Source organism: Vibrio sp. EJY3 (assembly GCF_000241385.1).
Taxonomy (GTDB): domain Bacteria; phylum Pseudomonadota; class Gammaproteobacteria; order Enterobacterales; family Vibrionaceae; genus Vibrio; species Vibrio natriegens.
In genome coordinates this window covers 2,348,001-2,368,740 of record NC_016613.1, presented here as the reverse complement: position 1 = coordinate 2,368,740, position 20,740 = coordinate 2,348,001, and the positions used below count along the sequence as shown (strand labels likewise).

Below are 20,740 nucleotides of genomic sequence, written 5' to 3'. Positions count from 1 at the left end.
TTTGATAAAAAAGGGGCCTTTGCCCCTTTTTTTATATCAAATTACCGTCTTATATATATAAACCTGATGAGTTAACTGATTTTGTTGATTTTGTGGTGTCAAATTAATCGGGCTTTATTTTGTGATAAAAAGTAACAATGATGGCTATTTTATTTACTCTTTAAAATTAATGTTGTTAATTAATAAGTTCAAATAAATCAAAGCTTTATATTAGATGTAATGCATTGCTTAGCGGCTTTTGGACTGTGATCTGCATATTACTTTGAAACTAATCTCAAGCATCCGCTAGAAACCGGTACCAGTTACGAGATATATTTAGAGCCGGAAAATATATCGCGTCCGCGGTTATATATTCCATAGAGGCTAGCATTCAGGCTGCGGGGGTGTGCCGCTAGCCCTCTAACTATTCTAAAAATTCTATCAGGAGCAAAACTAATGAAAGGTTTCTTTAGTAAACTTTCGCAATCCATTATGCTGCCCATCGCTTTGCTACCAGCTGCGGGTATCATGTTGGGTATCGGGGGTAGTTTTACTAACCCAACAATGATCGAAGCGTACAATATCGATGTGCTTCAAGACGGAAGTCTGTTAAACAGCTTCCTACAAGTTATGACTGCTGCTGGCGGTATTGTATTTGCAAACCTTCCAGTAATGTTTGCTCTAGCGATTGCTGTTGGCTTCGCTCGTGCAGAAAAAGGTGCTGCAGCACTAGCGGCTCTTATCTCTTACTTGGTTATGAACGTTGCTATCGCTAAAACGCTAGTCGTTGCAAACATGATCAACGCTGACGCAAACACTGTTATCCTTATGGGTAGTGAATACGCGGGTGTCTTGGCTGATACGCTAGGTATTGCTAATACGCTAAGTATGGGTGTGTTTGGTGGTTTGATCGCTGGTGCAATCACTGTCGTTCTTCATAACAAATACCACGATGCAAAACTGCCTGATTACCTAGGTTTCTTCGGCGGTGCTCGCTTTGTTCCTATTATCAGTGCTTTCGCAGCGCTGTTCTACGGTATCGTTCTGACTTTCATCTGGCCATTCTTTGGTGCTGCGTTCGGCGCTATCGGTGCGGCACTAGGTGAAATGACAGCATCTGGCCACGGCTACATTGCTTCTTTCATCTTCGGTGTTATCGAGCGTTCTCTAATTCCTGTAGGTCTGCACCACGTATTCTACTTGCCACTTTGGCAGACAGAAATCGGCGCGACAGCAGAAGTTGCTGGTGAAGTGATCAAAGGTACACAAAACGTCTTCTTCGCATCTCTAGCGTCTGGCGATTTCTCTCAGTTTACTTCTACTAACTTCATGACTGGTAAGTTCCCGTTCATGATGTTTGGTTTGCCAGCTGCAGCATACGCGATGTACACACTAGCGGATGACGAAAACAAGAAAGCAGCAGGTGGTCTACTGTTCTCTGTAGCTCTAACTGCATTCCTAACGGGTATCACAGAGCCAATCGAATTTACATTCCTATTCCTATCTCCAGCGCTTTACTACGCGATCCACGTGCCTTTAGCTGGTGTATCGTTCATGCTGATGGATATGCTGAATGTTAAAGTAGGTATGACGTTCAGTGGTGGTTTCATTGACTTCTCACTATTCGGTATCCTTCCTGGTGTAACTGGTGTTGAAAACCACTGGTACTACATTCCTCTAGTGGGTATCGCATACGCGTTCGTTTACTTCTTTGTTTTCCGTTGGTTTATCGTTAAGTTCGACATTAAAACTCCGGGTCGCAAAGGCAGCGCAGTAGCGGTTGTATCTAAGAAAGACTACCACGCAGCGAAAGGCGGTGCTGGTGACAACCAAAAAGCAAAAGACATGATCGAAGCACTTGGTGGAGCTGAGAACATCGTTGACGTTGATGCTTGTATCACTCGTCTACGTATCACTGTGAAAAGTGGTGCTGACGTTAAAGATAACGATTACTGGACTCAAGAGCTTGGTGCTCGTGGTCTAGTGAAAGTTGGCGACACTGGTATTCAGGCTATTTACGGTGCTGAAGCTGCTGGTTACAAAGCTCAAATTAACTCGCTACTTGGTAAATAATGAGTATTGGTGACAAATTTCGTAGAACAGGCGCATTCGTTGTCGACCTGATGATAGCTAAGATGTTTACTCAGGTCGTCTTGTCTGTTCTCGCACTTCTCGTGTCTAGTTTATGGAGCGATAAGGTTTCGGGCTTATCACTAAACGATGATATGGCTCTGCCGGTTTTATTGGCAACGGTAGTGATTATGCTGTTGACCTATATCGGCATCTACCTAGGATACTGCGCGGTTTGTTTTAAAATGATAAACAAGTCGTTAGGTAAGTATCTGCTTCAAGTAGAGAACAGTCGCGGGATTGCGCAACTTGATTTGTCATCATATTTATCTCGTGAAAGAGAGAAGATTGTATATTTTCTTGCAACGCTAGGGCTTTATGCCGCGTACTCAGCGATACAGTTTTACATGTATGACAGAGAACCTTTGCATGAGGTCCACGCCCAGCAAGCTCAGAAGTAACATTTCTTTCTAGTAAAAGCCCGCGATAAGTCAGCGGGCTTTTTTATATTCTAAAAAGCCTAAACTCATCATCCCTTCATTTTTAATTTATTCTCGATTTCAGCATCCTAAGTGCTATTTATCGCCTATGCTTCTGATAGATTTTTTCGTCAATTTATAGATCTGGTGTTTATTGAACTCATAATTGACGCTGCGATTTTGTCTACTTTATTCTTTTAGTGATATTCGCCGTATTTATATTTAATAATAAGGTATTGATAGGTGGTATGAGTCGCATTTTTTAGAGTAATTTGCCAATCAATTTGTTGTTTTCGTGATCTTGAAAGGATTATTGTCATCGAACTTTGAGGGTTATCAATAATATATTTTGAGCCATAAAATATACTCAATTTGTGGTTACATCTTAATTGGGTGCTAACATTTAGGCTACGGGGGGTGGCCGTTAGTACCCAAATAATACTTATATACTTATCAGGAGCTTGAACATGTTCAAAAACCTTTTTGCTAACCTGCAAAAAGTCGGTAAATCACTGATGCTTCCAGTATCGGTATTGCCGGTTGCAGGTATTCTTCTGGGTGTTGGTGCTGCCCATCTGAGTTTCATTCCAGAGATTGTTTCTAACCTAATGGAACAAGCTGGTGGTTCTGTATTTGGCCAAATGGCCTTGCTATTTGCTGTCGGTGTTGCTCTAGGCTTCACAAATAACGATGGTGTAGCAGGTCTGGCTGCAATCGTTGGTTACGGTATTATGACAGCGACGCTTGGTGTAATGGCTGGCGTCATGGGTGTTGAAAAAATCGATACTGGTGTACTAGGCGGTATCTTAAGTGGTGGTTTGGCTGCCTGGGCATTCAACCGTTTCTTCAAGATTCAGTTACCAGAATACCTTGGCTTCTTCGCGGGTAAACGTGCAGTGCCAATCATTACTGGCTTTGGTGCGATCATTCTTGGTGTTATCCTTTCTGTAATCTGGCCACCAATTGGTAGCGGTATCAGTGCGTTCTCTCACTGGGCGGCGGATCAAAACCCACAGCTAGCATTTGGTATCTACGGTATTGTTGAGCGTTCACTGATTCCATTCGGTCTACACCATGTATGGAACGTACCTTTCTTCTTCGAAGCAGGTAAATGTGTTAACGCTGCAGGCCAAGCTCAAAACGGCGTGTTAACTTGTTACCTTGTTGCTGATGAAGCATCACGTGCTGCTGGTAATGGCTTCGGTCAGCTAGCGGGTGGTTACATGTTCAAAATGTTCGGTCTACCAGCGGCAGCTATTGCTATTGCTCATTGTGCTAAGCCTGAAAACCGCGCGAAGGTAATGGGTATCATGGCGTCAGCTGCGTTAACATCATTCCTTACTGGTATTACTGAGCCAATCGAGTTCTCGTTCCTATTCGTTGCTCCGCTACTATACGGAATCCACGCGCTACTAGCTGGTTCTGCATACGTTGTTTCGAACACGCTAGGCTTTGTTCACGGTACTTCTTTCTCTCACGGTCTTATCGACTTCTTAGTGTTGTCTGGTAATGCTCAGAAGATGGTTCTGATGATTGGTGTAGGTCTGGTTTACGCGGTTATCTACTACGTTGTGTTCCGTGCAGTAATCACTGCTCTTGACCTAAAAACACCGGGCCGTGAAGATGAAACTGAAGCAGCTGCAACAACTTCTGGCTCAGACATGGGCGGTGAACTAGTAGCAGCATTCGGTGGCAAAGCGAACATCACAGGTTTAGATGCATGTATTACTCGTCTGCGTGTTGCAGTAGCTGATACTGCAGCTGTCGACCAAGACAAACTAAAACAGCTAGGCGCAGCAGGTGTTGTTGTTGTAGCTGGTGGTGTTCAGGCTATCTTCGGTACTAAGTCTGATAACCTAAAAACAGAAATGGATGAGTGGATTCGTAACCACGGCTAATCTCAGTTATCCATTACTTGTGTGAAAGGGGGCTTCGGCCTCCTTTTTAATGTCTGCGTGCTCTAACCTCATATGTTAATCACCTCATAGTTGTACAAACTTCCTATATCGACACTTCTTCCTTAAAGTGCTTTGCCGTATTCATGTGACAATAAACTCATCTTTACTTTTTTGAGCGTATCCCTACATCCTTCTTACCCTTCATTGACATTATAAAATCCAGTCGTGTTTGAATTATGCACGATGTTTTTTTAAGAATTGATAATGGTTATGAAGAAGAAACTAATAATACTGGCAGCAGGACTGACGTCTGGCGCTGCAATGGCGGCTAATGGAACATCTGATTTAGCTGTTGGTATGGCAGTCGATCAGCAATTGAGCGTTGTTGTTGAGATAGATAATACGTACCGTGGGATTATCGGTAACGACGGCATGGCTTTTGATTACATTGCTAAACGTGGTACGTTCGACCAAAACGTGCCAGTGACTTGGTATGTCGGTGTTGGTGGTTGGTACGAGTGGGACGATGAGTTTGGTGTGCGCGTACCGCTAGGTGTCAATTGGGACCTATCTCAGGGCTGGGATGTGTATGCACAGCTACATCCAGAGCTTGATCTGTACAAAGGTGTAGACTTACAGCTTGGTGGTGCAGTGGGCGTGAAATACAGCTTCTAATACCAATTTGATTAACGTCCAATAAAAAATGCCGGCTAAGTAAGCCGGCATTTTTATTGTTAACGTTACGGTTATTGTTTATTCATCGCTCGTTTGATACAAACGGCGGCACCACCCCAAGTAATACCTAAACCAAGAACCATCATGATGATTGCACTGATTGTCATTTTGTTTTCTCCTTGCGGTTTACTGCGTTAATTAATAGCCCGAAGATAAAGAGTGCTGCGATCAATGCCCAGCCCAATGTCAAATCGTAACCACCGTAGCCGTCGGTAAATAGAGCATAAAGCTTGGTTGCTAAGATTACAGCTAGCATAAGTGGTGTCACGAAACGCAAGCAGATTTCAAACCATTGGCCGATTGAGAAGTCCGAACGCTCGTTAACGTAGCCACGAACTTCTGATACACGGTTTAGTAGCCATGCCATCAATACGATTTCTACTAAGCCACCGACCATGATACCGACGTTGTTTGCAAAATGATCGACCAGGTCGAGCAATAGCAGACCACCATTGGTTGCGAATGCCATGGATACGACGAAACCAGTACCGATAACCACGTTTGCGGCTTTCTTACGACTCCAGTTTAATTTGTCGATAATTGCTGAGGTTACTGCTTCCATGATTGAGATATGAGAGCTTAAGCCTGCTACAACTAGAGCAAAGAAGAACAGTGGGCCAAGAATGTAAGGTGCTGGCAATAAGTTAATTGCCGCTGGTAACGTTACAAACGCAAGACCCACACCCGCAGAAACCACCTCTGTTAAAGGTTTACCTTGCTCCTGAGCCATGTAGCCCAATACTGAGAAGATCATGATGCCGGATAGGATAGAGAAACCACAGTTAATCAATACCGTCATGAACGCATTGTTTGTGATGTCTGATTTTTCTGGCAAGTAGCTAGAGTAGGCCAGCATGATGGCAAAACCAATACTTAGGGTAAAGAAGATCTGACCATAAGCGGCTGCCCATACTTTAACGTCCCAAATTTTGCTGAAGTCTGGTTCGAACATGTAGTTCACGCCGTTCAGTGCACCTGGTAAGAACACCATGCGCCCGATAAGGAACAGCACCATCAAGAAAAGAATTGGCATCATGATTTTAGATGCACGCTCGATTCCTGATTTCACGCCGCTTGCAATTGCAACATAAGTAATGGCCCAAGCAATGACCATAGACAACGCAATCTTCCATTGGATACTACCTAGATTCGTTGGTGAGTTATCACCTAACTTTAGGTATTCACTGAAGAAAAACGCGTTTGTATCTGCTCCCCAACCTTGGCTGAACGACAGACCAAAGTAAGAAATAGACCAGCCGATCACGGCTACATAGTAAACGGCGATGACTGCTGCGACACCCACCTGAAACCAACCAAGCCACTCAAATTTTGAATGAATCTTTGCTAGTGTCTTTGGTGCTGAGCCACGGTATTTTTGACCCATACTGAACTCTAGGATCATGAATGGAATACCTGCAGTGATCATGGCAAAAAGGTAAGGAATAAAAAATGCGCCGCCACCGTTTTCGTAGGCCATGTATGGGAAACGCCAAATGTTACCCAGACCGATCGCTGAACCTACTGCTGCTAAGATGAACCCCGCGCGGGATCCCCATTGTTCTCGCTTCATATTTGACTCCTGTACAACTCCCTAAGGAATGAAGCTCTTTCTGTAAAGCAGGGCAATTTATTAAAAGTTAGGGAAACTGCTATCCATCAGTTTTTATGGCCTAAATTCTAAGTAGTTATTGATTTGCCATTTTTTATTCTGCTTCACATGAAAGAATTTAGAGTTTAACTCTTAAATTTATGATGTGTGTTTGATAAAACTGAAATATTTATCTGTTTTCGCTATTCAGACTAACTTCTAATAATTACAAGCGCAACAGATTCTAAATGTTAATAATAGTATTTTGTCTGGTTATAATATGGTTAATATTCGTTTTTCTGGAGTTTATTTGAGTTGTGTAAGCTTGATCTCAAAACAAATGACTGCAATGAGGTCGATTACATGGTTATAAGGACTATTTTGATTATTTAGGGTGTACGTCTAGCTTTTGTACACCATCTAGACGATGTTTCGTCATTGTGTTGCAGTTAAAAGCGAAAACTAATTCCGACATTAGATTGAAATTGGTTCATCCAATCGGTGTCATACTTGATGATGCAGTTGGAACCATCAGACGGCAATGTGCATGAACCTGAAGTGTCATTGTCGACGACTGTACCTAGCCAACGTAGTTGTGCCGTTAAAGCAATTGCTTGAGAGTATTCATATTCAATACCGGCAAACGCACTCGCAGAAAAACCCACTTTTTTATCCGCCCAGTTCACATCAGTATAAGAGCCGCCTAACCCCAAGCCGGCGTATGTCTGCCAACCCTGTGCAATGGGATAGGCGAGGCTACTTTGAAACTGCAGGTAATGAATGTCTGCTGAGTTGGACAGTGATTTTAGTTCTGTTGGTTGATAGGAATAAAAAAGACCGACTCGCCCCTGAAGAAAAGGTGTTTCGATTGCCAACGCGTAACTGGTCGCTGCATCAATGTCGTAGGTATTGGCATTCGTGTCTTCCACTTTGCCGCCAGCGGTATAACCAATAAATGGTGTGACGATTACATTTGCTTGGACGTTGAAAGCAACGCTCATCAAAATAGTTCCAATCAAATAGCCGACGTTATTCTTCATGCCCTATCTCCTTATTATGCCTAAGCTAATTGTGATGGCTTAGTCAAAATCGTGCGAACAAATTAAGCAAATCTTGAACATGTTTCACGCTGGTGTTATTAATTTGTTACAGTTCAAGGAGGTGTTTATGGAACACGATCTCAAATCCGCACTAATCATCGTTGCCGCTGTTTTCGCAGTTCTTTTGTCATACGGAATTATTGCGATTACTTCGGCTTAATCTAAGTTTAGCTTTATTAGAAGGCTTAAGCCGATGATACGTAACAGCGGTATAATCACCGATAGCCATACTGAACTCGATATCAATGTTTACGAACATTTCAGGCATGGCAAAACTGCTCTTGTCACGCAAGGAGGAGGGCAGCGAGGAATTTTTACCGCTGGAGTGCTTGATGCATTTTTACTGTCCAACTTTGATCCCTTCGATGAATTCTATGGTACCTCAGCAGGTGCACTAAACCTTTGCCCTTATTTATGCCGTCAGCATGGGATGGGCAAGGCGTTTATTACAGAATTGACCACCTCGCCTGAGTTTTTTAACCTTTTTCGTTACATTCGTAAGCAGCAATATTTGGGGCTGGAATGGGCGCTGGAAAGAATTCAGGATTTTCCCTATAAACTGGACCTTGATATGGGGCGCAAAGCACTGGGCACTAGAGGGGCTTTTGCTGCCGTGACTGATGTAGAGACGCTTTCCGATCAGTACCTTCCTATGCTGGGCGATTCCTGGTTTCAAACCATGTTGGCAACGTGTGCGATTCCCAAACTATACCTTGGCCCAGTCGATGTTGGCGGGCGTAAGTTTGTCGATGGTGGCGTTTCCGCCTCAATCCCTGCTCAGGAGGCGTGGAGACAGAATGCGCGCAATATTATTGTTATCCGAACGGAGCCTTACTCAGAAATCGACGCAAGAGTACAAAGTGAAGTCGGGGATAAGTCTGTCCAGTGGTATCGAGAATCGATAAACTCCGTGCAGCAATCGTGGCAACAGAAAGTGAGCCAGTGGAAGTCAGACTGGGCATCCTTTTTTCAGCAGAAAATTAACACGGCCCATCAATCTAAGCTGGCTGGCGAAATGCTTTTGAATGGCGGGCGATGGCTGTTTGGGGCGGATAACTTGTATCGATTGAGTCATCTTATCGGGGAAAACTTCGACTCCGGTTTGGCTGATATGTTGATGATCCATTATCAAACATTCGAGCTGACACAAGCGTTTCTCTCTACGCCACCAGATGATACTTTTATTCTACAGATTGCACCCAGAGAAGTGCTTCGGTCCTCTTCTTTGTTAAGCGACCCTGAAGATTTAGAACATGACTATCAGTTAGGTTTGCAGGCTGGCTATAACTTCGTTCAGCTTTATGACCAACTGAATATTGATCTTGACTTAGATGGGCGTGAAAGCGCGTAGTGTTTTCATTCGCTTCAGATGAAAGTTAAAAGGGCTCCGATTGGAGCCCTCGACTTTTGTACTGATATATTATGCAGGCATAATACGCATACAGTTGGTTGAACCAACGACATCCATTACGTCACCTTGAGTAATGATGACCAAATCTCCGTCGTTTAAAAATCCTTGTTCTTTTAAACAGCTAATCGCATCCTGCGCGGTTGGCAATCCTGCATCGCCTTTGGAGTTAAAATAGACTGGTGTGACGCCTCGGTATAACGCAGCACGATTCAGTGTCGATTCATTTCTTGATAAGGCAAAAATAGGCAACCCTGAGCTCAGACGAGACATCATTAAAGCGGTTCTGCCAGACTCGGTTAAGGAGATCATGGCCTTAATACCTTCCATATGGTTGGCAGAATACATGGTTGCCATCGCAATGGTTTCTTCTGCGGTTTCGAAGGAACGTTCAAGGCGATAGGTCGACAGACTGGCTTCAGACATTTTCTCTGCGCCCATACAGACTTCAGCCATCGATTTAACGGTTTCAACGGGGTATTCACCTGCCGCGGTTTCTCCTGACAGCATGACCGCATCGGTACCATCTAAAACAGCATTTGCCACGTCCATGACTTCAGCACGGGTAGGCATTGGGCTTGTAATCATCGATTCCATCATCTGGGTTGCCGTAATGACGATTCGGTTTAAGCTGCGTGCACGACGAATGAGCTTCTTCTGAACACCAATAAGCTCTGGGTCACCGATCTCTACCCCTAAGTCTCCGCGAGCGACCATGACCACATCAGAGGCCATAATGATATCGTCAATTGACTCACTACTCTCTACCGTTTCGGCGCGTTCTACTTTGGCGACCAATTTTGCTTCCAGGCCTGCATCTCGCGCTAAGCGTCGCGCATAGTGCATATCTTCGCCATTACGTGGGAAAGAAATCGCTAAATAATCGACTTTGATTTCTGCGGCAGTAAGAATGTCTGCCTTATCTTTTTCCGTTAACGCTTCTGCAGATAATCCGCCGCCTTTTTTGTTAATGCCTTTGTTGTTCGACAGGGCACCACCAACCGTGACGTGAGTATGTACTTTATTACCTTCTACGCTGGTGACTTGTAACTGAACACGGCCATCGTCGAGTAACAGGACATCATTAGGTGCGACGTCTTGTGGCAATTCTTTGTAGTCTAAACCGACAGTTTCTTGGTTGCCTTCACCTTTTGGCAAGTCGCTATCTAAGGTGAATTTGTCACCGACTTTGAGCATCACTTTGCCATCTTTGAATGTAGATACGCGGATTTTCGGACCCTGCAAGTCGCCTAAGATAGCAACCTGTCGTCCTAGTTTTGCGGCAATTGCACGGACTTTGTTTGCACGTTGAATATGATCTTCGCTGCTACCGTGTGAAAAGTTCAGCCGCACAACGTTAGCGCCAGCTTTGATGATCTCCTCAAGTACATTGTCTTTATCAGTTGAAGGCCCAAGTGTGGTAACGATTTTTGTTCTTCTCAATTTGGATGTCATAGATTCTCCGAAGAATGCTAGTGTGGGACAAGGTAACTCGAATTGTATTTAAGTATATGCACAGAATGCTTTGGTTAAGATGAACACGAGCAAAAAGTTCTCCATCTTTATAAAAAACCAACTGCATAGATTCGCTTGATGTTTTTAGTGATAGCCACTCGCGTGGAGTGGATGACTAATTTGGTCAAAAAATTAAGTTATTTTTTACACAATTTAACAGGTGTAAATTTTCCGTTATTTGACTAAATACACAAACAAACAGGTTTCTGCGTGATGCTTGTCACGGGGATCTATTAATTCACTTCACAATTAGTTCGCAAAGTAAAAAAATTGCCGTGTTATAGAATTTTGGAGTGCACAATGTACATGGCTCAACCGGGCCATATTGATCATATCAAACAGATCAATGCTGGTCGGGTATACAAACTAATTGACTTAAAGGGTCCAATATCTCGAATTGATTTGTCCAAGCAAAGTGAGCTTGCACCTGCAAGTATTACTAAAATCACTCGAGAATTAATTGAAGCACACTTGATTCATGAAACAACCGTTCAAGAGGCCACCAGTCGTGGTCGTCCCGCTGTCGGTTTGCAGGTTAATAATGAAGGTTGGCAGTTCCTGTCGATGCGTTTAGGCCGTGGTTATTTAACAATCGCGCTCCATGAGCTCGGCGGCGATGTATTAATTGATACTAAAATCGAAATTCATGAGCTGGACCAAGACGATGTGCTTGAGCGCCTGCTTTATGAAATTGATGAGTTTTTTCAAACCTATGCTGATCAGCTAGATCGTGTTACCAGTATCGCAATTACGCTGCCTGGCCTCGTTAACTCAGAGCAAGGCATCGTGTTACAAATGCCGCATTACAACGTAGAAAATTTAGCTCTGGGGCCTGAAATATATAAGGCAACCGGCTTACCCGTCTTTGTGGCTAATGACACGCGAGCTTGGGCATTAGCGGAGAAACTGTTTGGTCACTCTAAAGAGAATGAAAACTCAGTTCTGATTTCGATTCACCATGGTTTAGGTGCCGGTATTATTCTCGATGGTCGTGTATTGTTAGGCCGTCACGGTAATATCGGTGAATTAGGTCATATCCAAATCGATCCAAATGGTAAACGCTGCCACTGTGGCAATATTGGCTGTTTGGAAACGGTAGCAAGCTCACAGGCTATTCGCGAAGAAGTCGTCAGACGGATTGCTGATGGTGAGGCGTCCAGCCTTGCTGAGCAAGAAGAGATGAGTATCGAGAGCATCTGTGAAGCAGCCGCTAATGGTGATCCCCTTGCTGTGGATGTGATTGAAAAACTAGGCCGTTACCTAGGTTCTGCGATTGCGATTGTGATTAACCTGTTTAACCCAGAAAAGATCTTGATTGGTGGCGTCATCAACCAAGCGAAAGACATTCTTTACCCAGCTATTCGTCGTTGTATCGAAGAGCAAAGTTTGCCGGTTTATCACCAGGATCTGGAACTGGTAGAGTCTCGTTTCTACAAACAAGCGACAATGCCGGGTGCAGCACTTGTAAAACAAGCGTTGTATGACGGACAACTGTTGATGAAAGTGGTAGAGGGTTAATCTCTTTTACTGACTTTATTACCGACCTATTAAAGGGATGAGACTTGGGTTCTCATCCCTTTTTGTTATTGTTATTTACTACGGTTGGTAAGCTTTCTAAACACTAGTGAAAGTCTCGTGATTTACTTTGTAACGCCGCTAAGTGATGAGTGCAATCAATCAGTTTGCCTGCGATCACGTGTGTCACATCTCCCTCTCTATCTAAAATTCCTTTTACCATCATCACTTTGGATGTGAGATAAGCTTGCTTTTGGGCTCGGGCCGTCGCACTCCAAACCACGACATTAATATTCCCGGTATCGTCTTCTAAAGTGATAAAGGTAACACCCGCAGCGGTACCGGGAGACTGACGTCCGGTGACGAGCCCGACAACGGTCACCAGTGATTTATGTTCTTTCTCGACTAACTGCTGCATGCGAGTAAAGCGAGGCAGCTTACCTGCTTGATCCAATAAAGTAATCGGATGACGATTGAGAGAAAGCCCGGTACTGGCATAATCTTCAATCAGGTTTTCGTACTCAGAAGGTTGGGTTTGATAGCCAGCAACAGGCTCTTGTACATCCTGAAACAGAGGTAGGTCTGATAGGGAGTCCATGGCTGCCCAACGAGCACTGTAGCGATTGCCAGATAATATCTGTAACGCATTCGCGGATGCCAACAGCTCGATATCGCGGCGACTTCTCAACACCTGCTTTACCTCCTGAATTGAGCGATAGCCGTTTTGAGGGCGGCGCTTAAGGAGTTGGTTCGCGCTCTCTTCACTGAGCCCTTTGACTAAGCGAAAGCCAAGCTGCACGCCCAACCGACCGTTAGGGCGCTGGATCAGGTGGTGCTGATAGTGTGAAAGATTGACGCAGACTGGCAAGACTTCGATGCCATGGCGGCGAGCATCCTGCACCAATTGAGAAGGGCTGTAAAAGCCCATAGGTTGACTGTTCAATAGCGCTGTATAAAACTCAGCAGGGTAATAGAATTTCAGCCAGGACGAACAATACGCCAGCACCGCAAATGAAGCCGAATGACTTTCCGGGAAGCCGTATTCGCCAAAACCACAAATTTGTTCGAAGATACGTTCCGCGAATGCTAAATCGTAGCCTCGCTCACGCATACCATCGATAAGCTTAGGTCTGAATTTTGCGAGATCGCCATTCTTTTTCCAGGCAGCCATCGCCCGGCGTAGTTGGTCGGCTTCACCGCCACTAAAGCCCGCAGCAACCATTGCGAGCTTGATGACCTGTTCCTGAAAAATAGGAACACCCATGGTTCGCTCTAAGACACTTTTCACGGCTTCTGAAGGGTAGCTGACGGGTTCTTCACCATTGCGTCTTTTCAGGAAGGGGTGAACCATATCACCCTGAATAGGACCCGGACGCACAATCGCTATTTGAATCACCAAGTCGTAATAACAGGCAGGCTTTAAGCGAGGGAGCATGCTCATTTGTGCCCTGGACTCGATCTGAAATACCCCGACGGTGTCTGCTTTCTGGATCATGCGATACACATTGGGATCATCCTGAAGTCGGGTGATCTCAGCAATGGACAGTGATCGCTGGTGGTGCTTTTCGACCAGTTGAAAGCACTTTCTGATCGCATTCAGCATGCCTAATGCGAGCACATCGACCTTGAGCAGTTTTAAGCTTTCTAAATCATCTTTATCCCACTGTATGATAGTACGATCTTCCATCGCCGCGTTTTCCACCGGAACTAACTCGTATAACGGTCCGGAAGAAATCACAAAGCCACCGACGTGTTGAGACAAGTGGCGAGGAAAGCCGATGATCTCGTTCACCAGTTGAATAAATTGTTGCCCCTTGAGTGATTCCGGATGCAATCCGAGTTCGACAATTTGCGCTTGCCAGCCTTGGCTACGATCGCGGCGATTCACGTTCTTAATGAAAAAGTCGAGCTGGGTTTCTTCAATCCCCAGTGCTTTACCGACTTCTCTGACTGCACTTTTGAAGCGATAGCTGATCACGGTTGCAGCCAGAGCTGCTCGCTCACGACCATATTTCTTATAGATGTATTGAATGACTTCTTCCCGGCGCTCGTGCTCAAAGTCGACATCAATATCTGGCGGCTCATCTCGTTCTTTGCTGATAAAACGTTCGAATAGTACCGCGATTTGCCTTGGATCCACGGAGGTGATTTCCAGGCAATAGCACACGACAGAGTTTGCCGCAGAGCCGCGTCCCTGATAGAGAATGCCTTGCTTTTTTGCAAACATCACAATGTCGTGAATGGTTAAAAAGTAATAGTGGTATTTCAGCTCTTTGATTAATGCGAGCTCATTCTCGATCGTTTGCTGGATCGTTTCTGGAACACCTTCAGGAAAACGTCTTTTCTTGCCGCGTTCAACCAGCATACGCAGGTAAGAATCGGGTGTGTAACCGTCGGGGATTAACTCGGCAGGGTATTCGTATTCCAGGTCACTCAGCTTAAATTCACACAAATTAGCGATGTGCTGGCTTTCTGCAAGCCATTTTGGTTTGTAGACTCGGGCTATTTTGCTTAGTGGGCGTAGTGCACGCTCTGCGTTGGATAGTCGTTCAAACCCCAGCTTATCGACGCTGCAACCGTGTTTCACTGCCGTAAGTACGTGCTGTAATGGCAGGCGTTCGACCGAGTGCATGAGTACACCACCACAAGCTGTGATAGGTAACTGAAGTTCATGGGCGAGCTTTTCACAATGGTCGGTATATGCCGAATCATCGCCACCAAGGTGACGCTGGATGGCAACCCATAAGCGGTTTGGATGATGTTGGTTTAACCAGCGTCCCCAGTAATGATCGCTGTTTTGGTGGGTTGGGAGCCATAAAACAAAACAGTGACGAATCGACATCAAATCCCATTCAGAGAGTTGATAGCTGCCTTTTTCACTGCGTCGTCTTGCGTTGGTGATGATGCGGCACAATTCTGCATAAGCTTTACGGCATGGACACAATAAGACCACTTGGCATTCATCATTGAGCCAAAACATGCTTCCTACGATTTGTTTGATATCGAGCTTATGTTGCTGGATCGTGGAATAGGCTTTTACAACACCTGCGACGGAACATTCATCGGTGATCGCAATGGCTTGATAACGGTAAAAAGCGGCTTGCAGAACCAGCTCTTCTGCATGAGAAGCTCCGGTAAGAAAAGAGAAATTGGACTGACAAAACAGCTCTGCGTAATTCATAACGACTTAACAAAAAAATCCATGAAGAAACCAATGTTTGTATTGATCGCGGAACACCCATAACCAGCGACCTTGCTTGGTATGTGCAATGTAGTAATCACGCATGATTTCATCGCCATCCCACCACCCTGAAACAATTCGTTCTGGTCCGTGTACCAGAGAAACCTGTTCTTGGAGCGGCATTGGTCTCGGTAACTGCATTGCCGGACGCAGCAACTGAGGAATCGAAGAAAGCGCGACATCGGGTTCATCGGCCGAACGGTATTGACAGGCTTTTTCTGGCCTTGGGTCGTAGGCAATATCAGGCTTGAGTACGGAGTGTTTTCCCATTTTTGCTTGCAACAAAGAGAGCAGCTCTAACGGATGCATTTGGCCTTTCTGCCCCGCAAAGAGGTCGCAAGCGCTGCTGATTGGTTCGCCTTGGCGATTGACCTGCAAAGTCAGGCCAATCACAGGGCCATTGAGTGCCAGAGACTCCAGGCTCAAACTGGCGAGTTGTTGCCAGCGGTGGCATAAGTAGTCGCCGTGTGCTGAGGTAAGCGGCACCGACTGTGTGTGTTTATCTCGCTGGTGGAGCGTTAAGCAAAGCTCAAAAGCAACTTTGTCTCTTAATTTTAGAAAGGTTTCGAGTTGCATCAGCAGTTTGGCCAAGGGCTTCTCAATCCACTGAACATTTTCTAGCTCAAACAGCAACTCCAAATACACCCTGAATGATTCTGTTGGATGATAAAAATCGACAGGGTGTTTAAATTGGCCAGTCAGACGACCTACGTAGTTCACTAAATCAATATCAAAACGGCGAGCGATATCCTGCAGCGGTAACTCAAGCAGGTCTTGTAAAGTACTTACGCCAACACGCTGCAATTTACCCACCGTTACAGTGGATAAATCTGTCAGTGTGAGTGGCAAAGTGGAGAGTGATTGTTGAATAGACGCTTTGTCTTCAATCAACCGATTACTTCCAGACAGTGCCATGAGTTTGGCTGATAATGGAGAAAACCCACAGCCAAACTGCACACTCAGTTTTAGTGTGGCGAGGTGGGTTGAGACTTTGTGCCAGTAGTTTTGCAACCCATCATAGAGGCTGAGCATGGGGGTTGCGCGTAGCAGGAGCCCCTGATTTGGCATCAGAACCACATCAGACGTGATCAGATATAGCCACTGGGCAACCTCCTGCAATTTCTTCAGTTCAGTTTGGGGATGGTGAGGGTGGACTTGTAAGTCTCGACATAAAGACGCAGCGCTGCCCAATCCCATATTTAGCTTGATGCCTTGTTGCTCTGCAATATCGTTGTATTGAATGATGCGACAACGCTGGCTTTCGACTATCACCACAGGCTGTTCTTGGTTGCCACTAAAAAGTGTGTCCAATTGCAGACGAGGGAAGTGTAAGTAGATCCATAAAGACATGTTGTTATTACCCTTGATTTAACATCGGGAAATTTACGACTGTCGATGGAGTATGAGTCTTAAGCGGCATGACCAGTTGTGGGTAATGATGCTGGTAGTTAATCTCGACCTGACCTTTACTCCAGCCACCTTTACGTTTTAATACCTCAACGCTGACGCCTTGCTCACTCCCTTGTACTTTGAGGCTGAGTGAGACAGGCAGGGATAGACGGTTCGCTCGGATTGGCTTCAACATAAACAGAGGGCCAGAGCCCTGCTCACTGGCGACCTGTAGACGTTTGACTTGATGGATTTCAAGCTCGTCTTGCCACAATAATACATTGCTACACACACTACTTTTTAGGCACTGCTCCGCAGCCCAGAGTGCATCACGCTGATGCTCCGGTGTGATGACCCAGACTTGATTGATATCCAAGCCGATACTGTGCAGAAAGAGTGGATTCATTAACGCTGGCGGTTGAATAAACGCAGTAACGCCTTTAGTTAGCGATGATTTCAAATAAGGCGCTAATAAACGCAATTCACCGACACTGCCCACAGACTCCATTTCGATCACGCCGTGAGGTGGAAAACCTCCGCCCAGTAGAGCGTCCAGCTCAGGAAAAGCAGAGCTGTTGAGGAACTGATGTGAGTCCGCTTTGGTTAAATTTGCCTGCCAAACAAGGTGTTGGCTTTTTAAGTGCTGAATAATATCTTGCATAACTAAATACCTGTATATATGTACAGTATATTTCTGTAGTGAAAAGTAGCAAGATTTTTGTGGCGAGAAAAATAAAAAAGGCAGCGTTGGCTGCCTTTTCAATCAGTTATGCGAAGGAGTGAGAACGGAATCACTTACGCTTTGGTTGTGCGTCGATACACTGGCCATTCACGTCAGTCACACTCGGATCCATCAGATGCAGGTACAGTGGCATCAGATCTTGTGGTGTTTTCAGTTTGTTAGAATCTTCACCCGGGTATGCTTTTTCACGCATGCGAGTACGTGTGGCACCTGGGTTGATGGCATTAACACGCATTGTTGTATCACTTAGCTCATCAGCCAGCGTTTGCATCATGCCTTCTACTGCGAACTTAGAGATCGCGTATGGACCCCAGAAAGCACGACCAGAGTGACCAACAGTAGAAGAGGTAAAGATAATACGACCCGCTTCAGCTTTACGCATCACAGGTAGCAGCGCCTGAGTCATCAGAACTTCGGCTTTCACGTTAATTTGCATGATGTCGTCGAAGTCATCTTCTTTGATTTGTTCAAATGGACAAAGTGTGCTCAGAACGCCAGCGTTGTGCAACAGGCCGTCAAGGCGACCAAACTGGCCTTCGATTGTCTCTGCCATGTCGATGTAGTTCTGTTTTGTCGCCCCTTTTAAATCAAGAGGGATAATGGCAGCTTGCGGGTAACCAGCAGCTTCGATTTCATCGTAAATGGATTCAAGGTTTTGAACGTTTCTGCCCAATAAAATCACCGTTGCACCGTGCTTTGCATATGAAAGTGCGGCTTGACGGCCAATGCCATTACCTGCGCCGGTAACAAGAATGACTTTATCTTTTAAGGCATCTGCTGAAACGGAGTAGTCCACGGTGTTTAATCCTTATTATTGTAAGAGGGTCCATGATAGTTAATTGGCGCAAATTACGCCGCTTTCTTAATGGAAAATCTTGGTAATCGTGACAAGATGGTTACAATACACCAATTCATGTGTTATACCAATTCCAGAACGTTGGTTAGGTATGCTATCAATCAGAACAAGTGGTTACAAACCACGTTGCCTTCTCTCTGATTTTTCGGTGTAGCATAGCAACATATTCTCTGGAGTGAGATAAAGGAGCTCTCATTGGAATTTTTATTAGATTACGGTTTATTCTTGGCCAAGATTGTCACAGTCGTTGCTGCGATCATTGTCATTCTAATCCTGGTTAAATCGGTAGGTGGTAAATCAGGTGCTGCAAAAGGTGAACTTGAGATCACCAACCTTTCTGAGCAGCATAAACAGTCTGTTGAGCAATTAGAGCATCATTTACACGATGAGGCTTTCCTCAAGGCTCGTGACAAAGCCATCAAGAAAGAAGAAAAAGAAAAGAACAAATCCCGCGAGAAAGAGATCAAACAAGCCAGTAAAGAAGGTGAGCTAGATAGCAAGCGCGAACCACACCTGTTTGTTCTTGACTTCAAAGGCAGTATTGATGCGAAAGAAGTGAACTCATTGCGTGAAGAGATCACCGCCATTTTGGCTGTGGCTCCTGAAGGGGATGAAATCTTACTGCGTTTAGAGTCGGGTGGTGGCATGGTTCATGGCTACGGCTTGGCATCTTCTCAGCTTGATCGCATTAAAGCCGCTGGTTTGCCATTAACTATCGCCGTGGATAAAGTTGCGGCAAGTGGTGGTTATATGATGGCGTGTGTGGCAGATAAAATTGTCTCTGCACCATTTGCAATTGTTGGCTCAATTGGCGTGATCGCACAAATTCCAAACTTCAATAAGTTATTGAAGAAGCATGATATCGAGTACGAACAACTTACCGCAGGTGAGTACAAGCGTACCCTGACGATGTTTGGCGAAAACACCGACAAAGCTCGTGATAAATTCAAACAAGAGCTAGAAGAAACTCACGTACTGTTCAAAGACTTCATTCGTGAGCGCCGCCCAAGCTTAGAGCTAGAGAAAGTAGCGACTGGCGAACACTGGTTTGGTACTCAGGCGAAAGAGCATGGTCTGGTCGACGAAATCTGCACGTCTGATGATCTCGTTGTTGCGGCATGCAAAGACAAGACAGTATTAGCCGTTCACTACGTACCGAAGAAAAAACTGGCTGATAAGCTAGCGGGTGTAGCGAGCAAAGTGGCAGACAGTGTTATCTTAAAATTGGCTGAGCGTGGTCAAAAGCCAATCGTGTAATCACGAAAACTGATATCTAATTTGAACATGGCGAGGGTGAGAGCTCTCGCCATTTTTATTTGAGTTTTTAAATTTACTTATAAATCAGGCTGCTCATGCAGTGTGATGCATGGAATGACATTTTTCCTCGCCCGAAAGGGCAATTTCCCTTATAATGCGCGCCTCGAAAACCGAGCAATTTGCTAAAAGAAATAAAAGGTGGAGAAGAACATGTCCTCTCAAACTCCGGTTGTAACCGTAGATGGACCGAGTGGTGCAGGTAAAGGCACTTTGTGTATGTTGCTGGCGAAAAAGTTGGGTTTCCAACTCTTAGACTCTGGCGCGATTTATCGAGTACTTGCACTGGCTGCTATTCACCATGGTGTTGATACTGAGTCTGAGGACGCACTTGTCCCATTGGCTACACACCTAGATGTTCAATTTATCGCTGAAGGTGACTTGGTTAAGGTTATCTTAGAAGGCGAAGATGTCTCCGGTGAGCTTCGTAAAGAAGAAACGGGTATGGCTGCATCTAAAGTCGCTGCGCTACCACGTGTTCGTGAAGCATTATTGCGTCGTCAGCGTGCCTTTGAAACAGCACCAGGTTTGGTTGCTGATGGCCGTGATATGGGAACCGTTGTATTCCCACAAGCACAAGCGAAAATTTTCCTTGATGCGAGCGCAGAAGAGCGTGCAAATAGACGCCTTAAACAGTTGCAAGATAAAGGGTTAGATGTTAGATTTGCTGACCTTTTAAGCGAGATCCAAGAGCGTGACGATCGCGATCGTAACCGCCCAGTGGCGCCACTGCGCCCTGCAAAGGATGCGCTTGTGCTAGATTCTACGTCGATGACTATCGACGAAGTGGTAGAAAAGGCACTACAATATATCGAATCGAAGCGAGTTGAGTAACGATACTCAACTAGGCTAAGAGCGTTGGTCGCAAGGATGATGACTGGCGAATTTAATAACCCCATGCGGTAGGATAC

The 20,740-nt window shown here is 45.1% G+C and carries 17 protein-coding genes; 9 read left to right on the top strand and 8 right to left on the bottom strand.

Features of this window, described 5'->3' with window-relative positions:
• Window positions 1–435 precede the first annotated feature (435 nt).
• The 4 genes from VEJY3_RS10685 (at window position 436) to VEJY3_RS10670 (ending at window position 5,101) form a co-directional block, all read left to right on the top strand.
• Window positions 436–2,052 (top strand): PTS transporter subunit EIIC, encoded by a 1,617-nt coding sequence (locus tag VEJY3_RS10685; protein ID WP_014232484.1) that lies wholly within the window; start codon window positions 436–438, stop codon window positions 2,050–2,052.
• Window positions 2,052–2,510: a hypothetical protein gene (locus tag VEJY3_RS10680; protein WP_014232483.1), complete on the top strand. Its 459-nt coding sequence runs from the start codon at window positions 2,052–2,054 to the stop codon at window positions 2,508–2,510. Before VEJY3_RS10685 ends, VEJY3_RS10680 begins: the two co-directional genes overlap by 1 nt.
• A 485-nt stretch (window positions 2,511–2,995) precedes the next feature.
• A complete protein-coding gene (ptsG, locus tag VEJY3_RS10675) occupies window positions 2,996–4,426 on the top strand; it encodes a PTS glucose transporter subunit IIBC (RefSeq protein WP_014232482.1) in 1,431 nt (476 codons plus the stop codon).
• A 264-nt stretch (window positions 4,427–4,690) separates the two neighbouring features.
• Window positions 4,691–5,101 (top strand): hypothetical protein, encoded by a 411-nt coding sequence (locus tag VEJY3_RS10670; RefSeq protein WP_014232481.1) that lies wholly within the window; start codon window positions 4,691–4,693, stop codon window positions 5,099–5,101.
• A 71-nt stretch (window positions 5,102–5,172) separates the two neighbouring features.
• Here the strand turns inward: VEJY3_RS10670 and VEJY3_RS25320 are convergent, their stop codons facing one another.
• The 3 genes from VEJY3_RS25320 to VEJY3_RS10660 form a co-directional block, all read right to left on the bottom strand.
• Window positions 5,173–5,268, bottom strand: coding sequence for a MetS family NSS transporter small subunit (locus tag VEJY3_RS25320; RefSeq protein ID WP_014232480.1), 96 nt, complete (start codon window positions 5,266–5,268; stop codon window positions 5,173–5,175).
• Window positions 5,265–6,731, bottom strand: coding sequence for a sodium-dependent transporter (locus VEJY3_RS10665; protein ID WP_014232479.1), 1,467 nt, complete (start codon window positions 6,729–6,731; stop codon window positions 5,265–5,267). Before VEJY3_RS10665 ends, VEJY3_RS25320 begins: the two co-directional genes overlap by 4 nt.
• Before the next feature lie 467 nt (window positions 6,732–7,198).
• Window positions 7,199–7,789 (bottom strand): outer membrane beta-barrel protein, encoded by a 591-nt coding sequence (locus tag VEJY3_RS10660; protein ID WP_014232478.1) that lies wholly within the window; start codon window positions 7,787–7,789, stop codon window positions 7,199–7,201.
• A 127-nt stretch (window positions 7,790–7,916) separates the two neighbouring features.
• On the opposite strand from VEJY3_RS10660, the gene VEJY3_RS25315 reads away from it, so the two are divergent.
• Together VEJY3_RS25315 and VEJY3_RS10650 are read left to right on the top strand one after the other, a co-directional pair.
• The gene (locus VEJY3_RS25315) at window positions 7,917–8,009 is read left to right on the top strand and encodes a YnhF family membrane protein (protein ID WP_020335625.1); all 93 of its coding nucleotides are present in this window, start codon (window positions 7,917–7,919) and stop codon (window positions 8,007–8,009) included.
• Window positions 8,010–8,042: 33 nt separating this feature from the next.
• Entirely contained in the window at window positions 8,043–9,200 is a 1,158-nt protein-coding gene (locus VEJY3_RS10650; protein WP_014232476.1) for a patatin family protein, read from the top strand.
• Between the two features lie 69 nt (window positions 9,201–9,269).
• Here VEJY3_RS10650 and pyk read toward each other — a convergent pair whose 3' ends face one another.
• Window positions 9,270–10,712, bottom strand: coding sequence for a pyruvate kinase (gene pyk / locus VEJY3_RS10645; RefSeq protein ID WP_014232475.1), 1,443 nt, complete (start codon window positions 10,710–10,712; stop codon window positions 9,270–9,272).
• A gap of 360 nt (window positions 10,713–11,072) precedes the next feature.
• Here pyk and VEJY3_RS10640 point away from each other — a divergent pair, with 360 nt between their 5' ends.
• Window positions 11,073–12,290 (top strand): ROK family protein, encoded by a 1,218-nt coding sequence (locus VEJY3_RS10640; RefSeq protein ID WP_014232474.1) that lies wholly within the window; start codon window positions 11,073–11,075, stop codon window positions 12,288–12,290.
• Between the two features lie 103 nt (window positions 12,291–12,393).
• Here VEJY3_RS10640 and VEJY3_RS10635 read toward each other — a convergent pair whose 3' ends face one another.
• From VEJY3_RS10635 to VEJY3_RS10620, 4 genes are all read right to left on the bottom strand, one after another.
• A complete protein-coding gene (locus VEJY3_RS10635; RefSeq protein WP_014232473.1) occupies window positions 12,394–15,468 on the bottom strand; it encodes an error-prone DNA polymerase in 3,075 nt (1,024 codons plus the stop codon).
• Window positions 15,469–15,474: 6 nt separating this feature from the next.
• Window positions 15,475–16,878 (bottom strand): DNA polymerase Y family protein, encoded by a 1,404-nt coding sequence (locus VEJY3_RS10630; protein WP_014232472.1) that lies wholly within the window; start codon window positions 16,876–16,878, stop codon window positions 15,475–15,477.
• Between the two features lie 7 nt (window positions 16,879–16,885).
• Window positions 16,886–17,578: a translesion DNA synthesis-associated protein ImuA gene (imuA, locus tag VEJY3_RS10625; RefSeq protein WP_014232471.1), complete on the bottom strand. Its 693-nt coding sequence runs from the start codon at window positions 17,576–17,578 to the stop codon at window positions 16,886–16,888.
• Window positions 17,579–17,708: 130 nt separating this feature from the next.
• Window positions 17,709–18,455, bottom strand: coding sequence for a YciK family oxidoreductase (locus VEJY3_RS10620; protein ID WP_014232470.1), 747 nt, complete (start codon window positions 18,453–18,455; stop codon window positions 17,709–17,711).
• 255 nt (window positions 18,456–18,710) lie between these two features.
• Between VEJY3_RS10620 and sohB the strand changes: the two genes are divergently transcribed.
• Both sohB and cmk read left to right on the top strand, forming a co-directional pair.
• Window positions 18,711–19,772: a protease SohB gene (gene sohB / locus VEJY3_RS10615; RefSeq protein WP_014232469.1), complete on the top strand. Its 1,062-nt coding sequence runs from the start codon at window positions 18,711–18,713 to the stop codon at window positions 19,770–19,772.
• Window positions 19,773–19,982: 210 nt separating this feature from the next.
• Window positions 19,983–20,663 (top strand): (d)CMP kinase, encoded by a 681-nt coding sequence (gene cmk, locus VEJY3_RS10610; RefSeq protein WP_014232468.1) that lies wholly within the window; start codon window positions 19,983–19,985, stop codon window positions 20,661–20,663.
• Window positions 20,664–20,740: the final 77 nt, after the last annotated feature.

Excerpts from the sequence above, each read along its gene's own strand:
- VEJY3_RS10630 (WP_014232472.1), bottom strand. The coding sequence starts at position 16,878 with ATGTCTTTATGGATCTACTTACACTTCCCTCGTCTGCAATTGGACACA.
- VEJY3_RS10635 (WP_014232473.1), bottom strand. The coding sequence starts at position 15,468 with ATGAATTACGCAGAGCTGTTTTGTCAGTCCAATTTCTCTTTTCTTACC.
- imuA (WP_014232471.1), bottom strand. The coding sequence starts at position 17,578 with ATGCAAGATATTATTCAGCACTTAAAAAGCCAACACCTTGTTTGGCAG.
- cmk (WP_014232468.1), top strand. The coding sequence starts at position 19,983 with ATGTCCTCTCAAACTCCGGTTGTAACCGTAGATGGACCGAGTGGTGCA.
- VEJY3_RS10660 (WP_014232478.1), bottom strand. The coding sequence starts at position 7,789 with ATGAAGAATAACGTCGGCTATTTGATTGGAACTATTTTGATGAGCGTT.
- ptsG (WP_014232482.1), top strand. The coding sequence starts at position 2,996 with ATGTTCAAAAACCTTTTTGCTAACCTGCAAAAAGTCGGTAAATCACTG.
- VEJY3_RS10650 (WP_014232476.1), top strand. The coding sequence starts at position 8,043 with ATGATACGTAACAGCGGTATAATCACCGATAGCCATACTGAACTCGAT.
- VEJY3_RS10670 (WP_014232481.1), top strand. The coding sequence starts at position 4,691 with ATGGTTATGAAGAAGAAACTAATAATACTGGCAGCAGGACTGACGTCT.
- VEJY3_RS10640 (WP_014232474.1), top strand. The coding sequence starts at position 11,073 with ATGTACATGGCTCAACCGGGCCATATTGATCATATCAAACAGATCAAT.
- VEJY3_RS25320 (WP_014232480.1), bottom strand. The coding sequence starts at position 5,268 with ATGACAATCAGTGCAATCATCATGATGGTTCTTGGTTTAGGTATTACT.
- pyk (WP_014232475.1), bottom strand. The coding sequence starts at position 10,712 with ATGACATCCAAATTGAGAAGAACAAAAATCGTTACCACACTTGGGCCT.
- VEJY3_RS25315 (WP_020335625.1), top strand. The coding sequence starts at position 7,917 with ATGGAACACGATCTCAAATCCGCACTAATCATCGTTGCCGCTGTTTTC.
- VEJY3_RS10665 (WP_014232479.1), bottom strand. The coding sequence starts at position 6,731 with ATGAAGCGAGAACAATGGGGATCCCGCGCGGGGTTCATCTTAGCAGCA.
- VEJY3_RS10680 (WP_014232483.1), top strand. The coding sequence starts at position 2,052 with ATGAGTATTGGTGACAAATTTCGTAGAACAGGCGCATTCGTTGTCGAC.
- VEJY3_RS10685 (WP_014232484.1), top strand. The coding sequence starts at position 436 with ATGAAAGGTTTCTTTAGTAAACTTTCGCAATCCATTATGCTGCCCATC.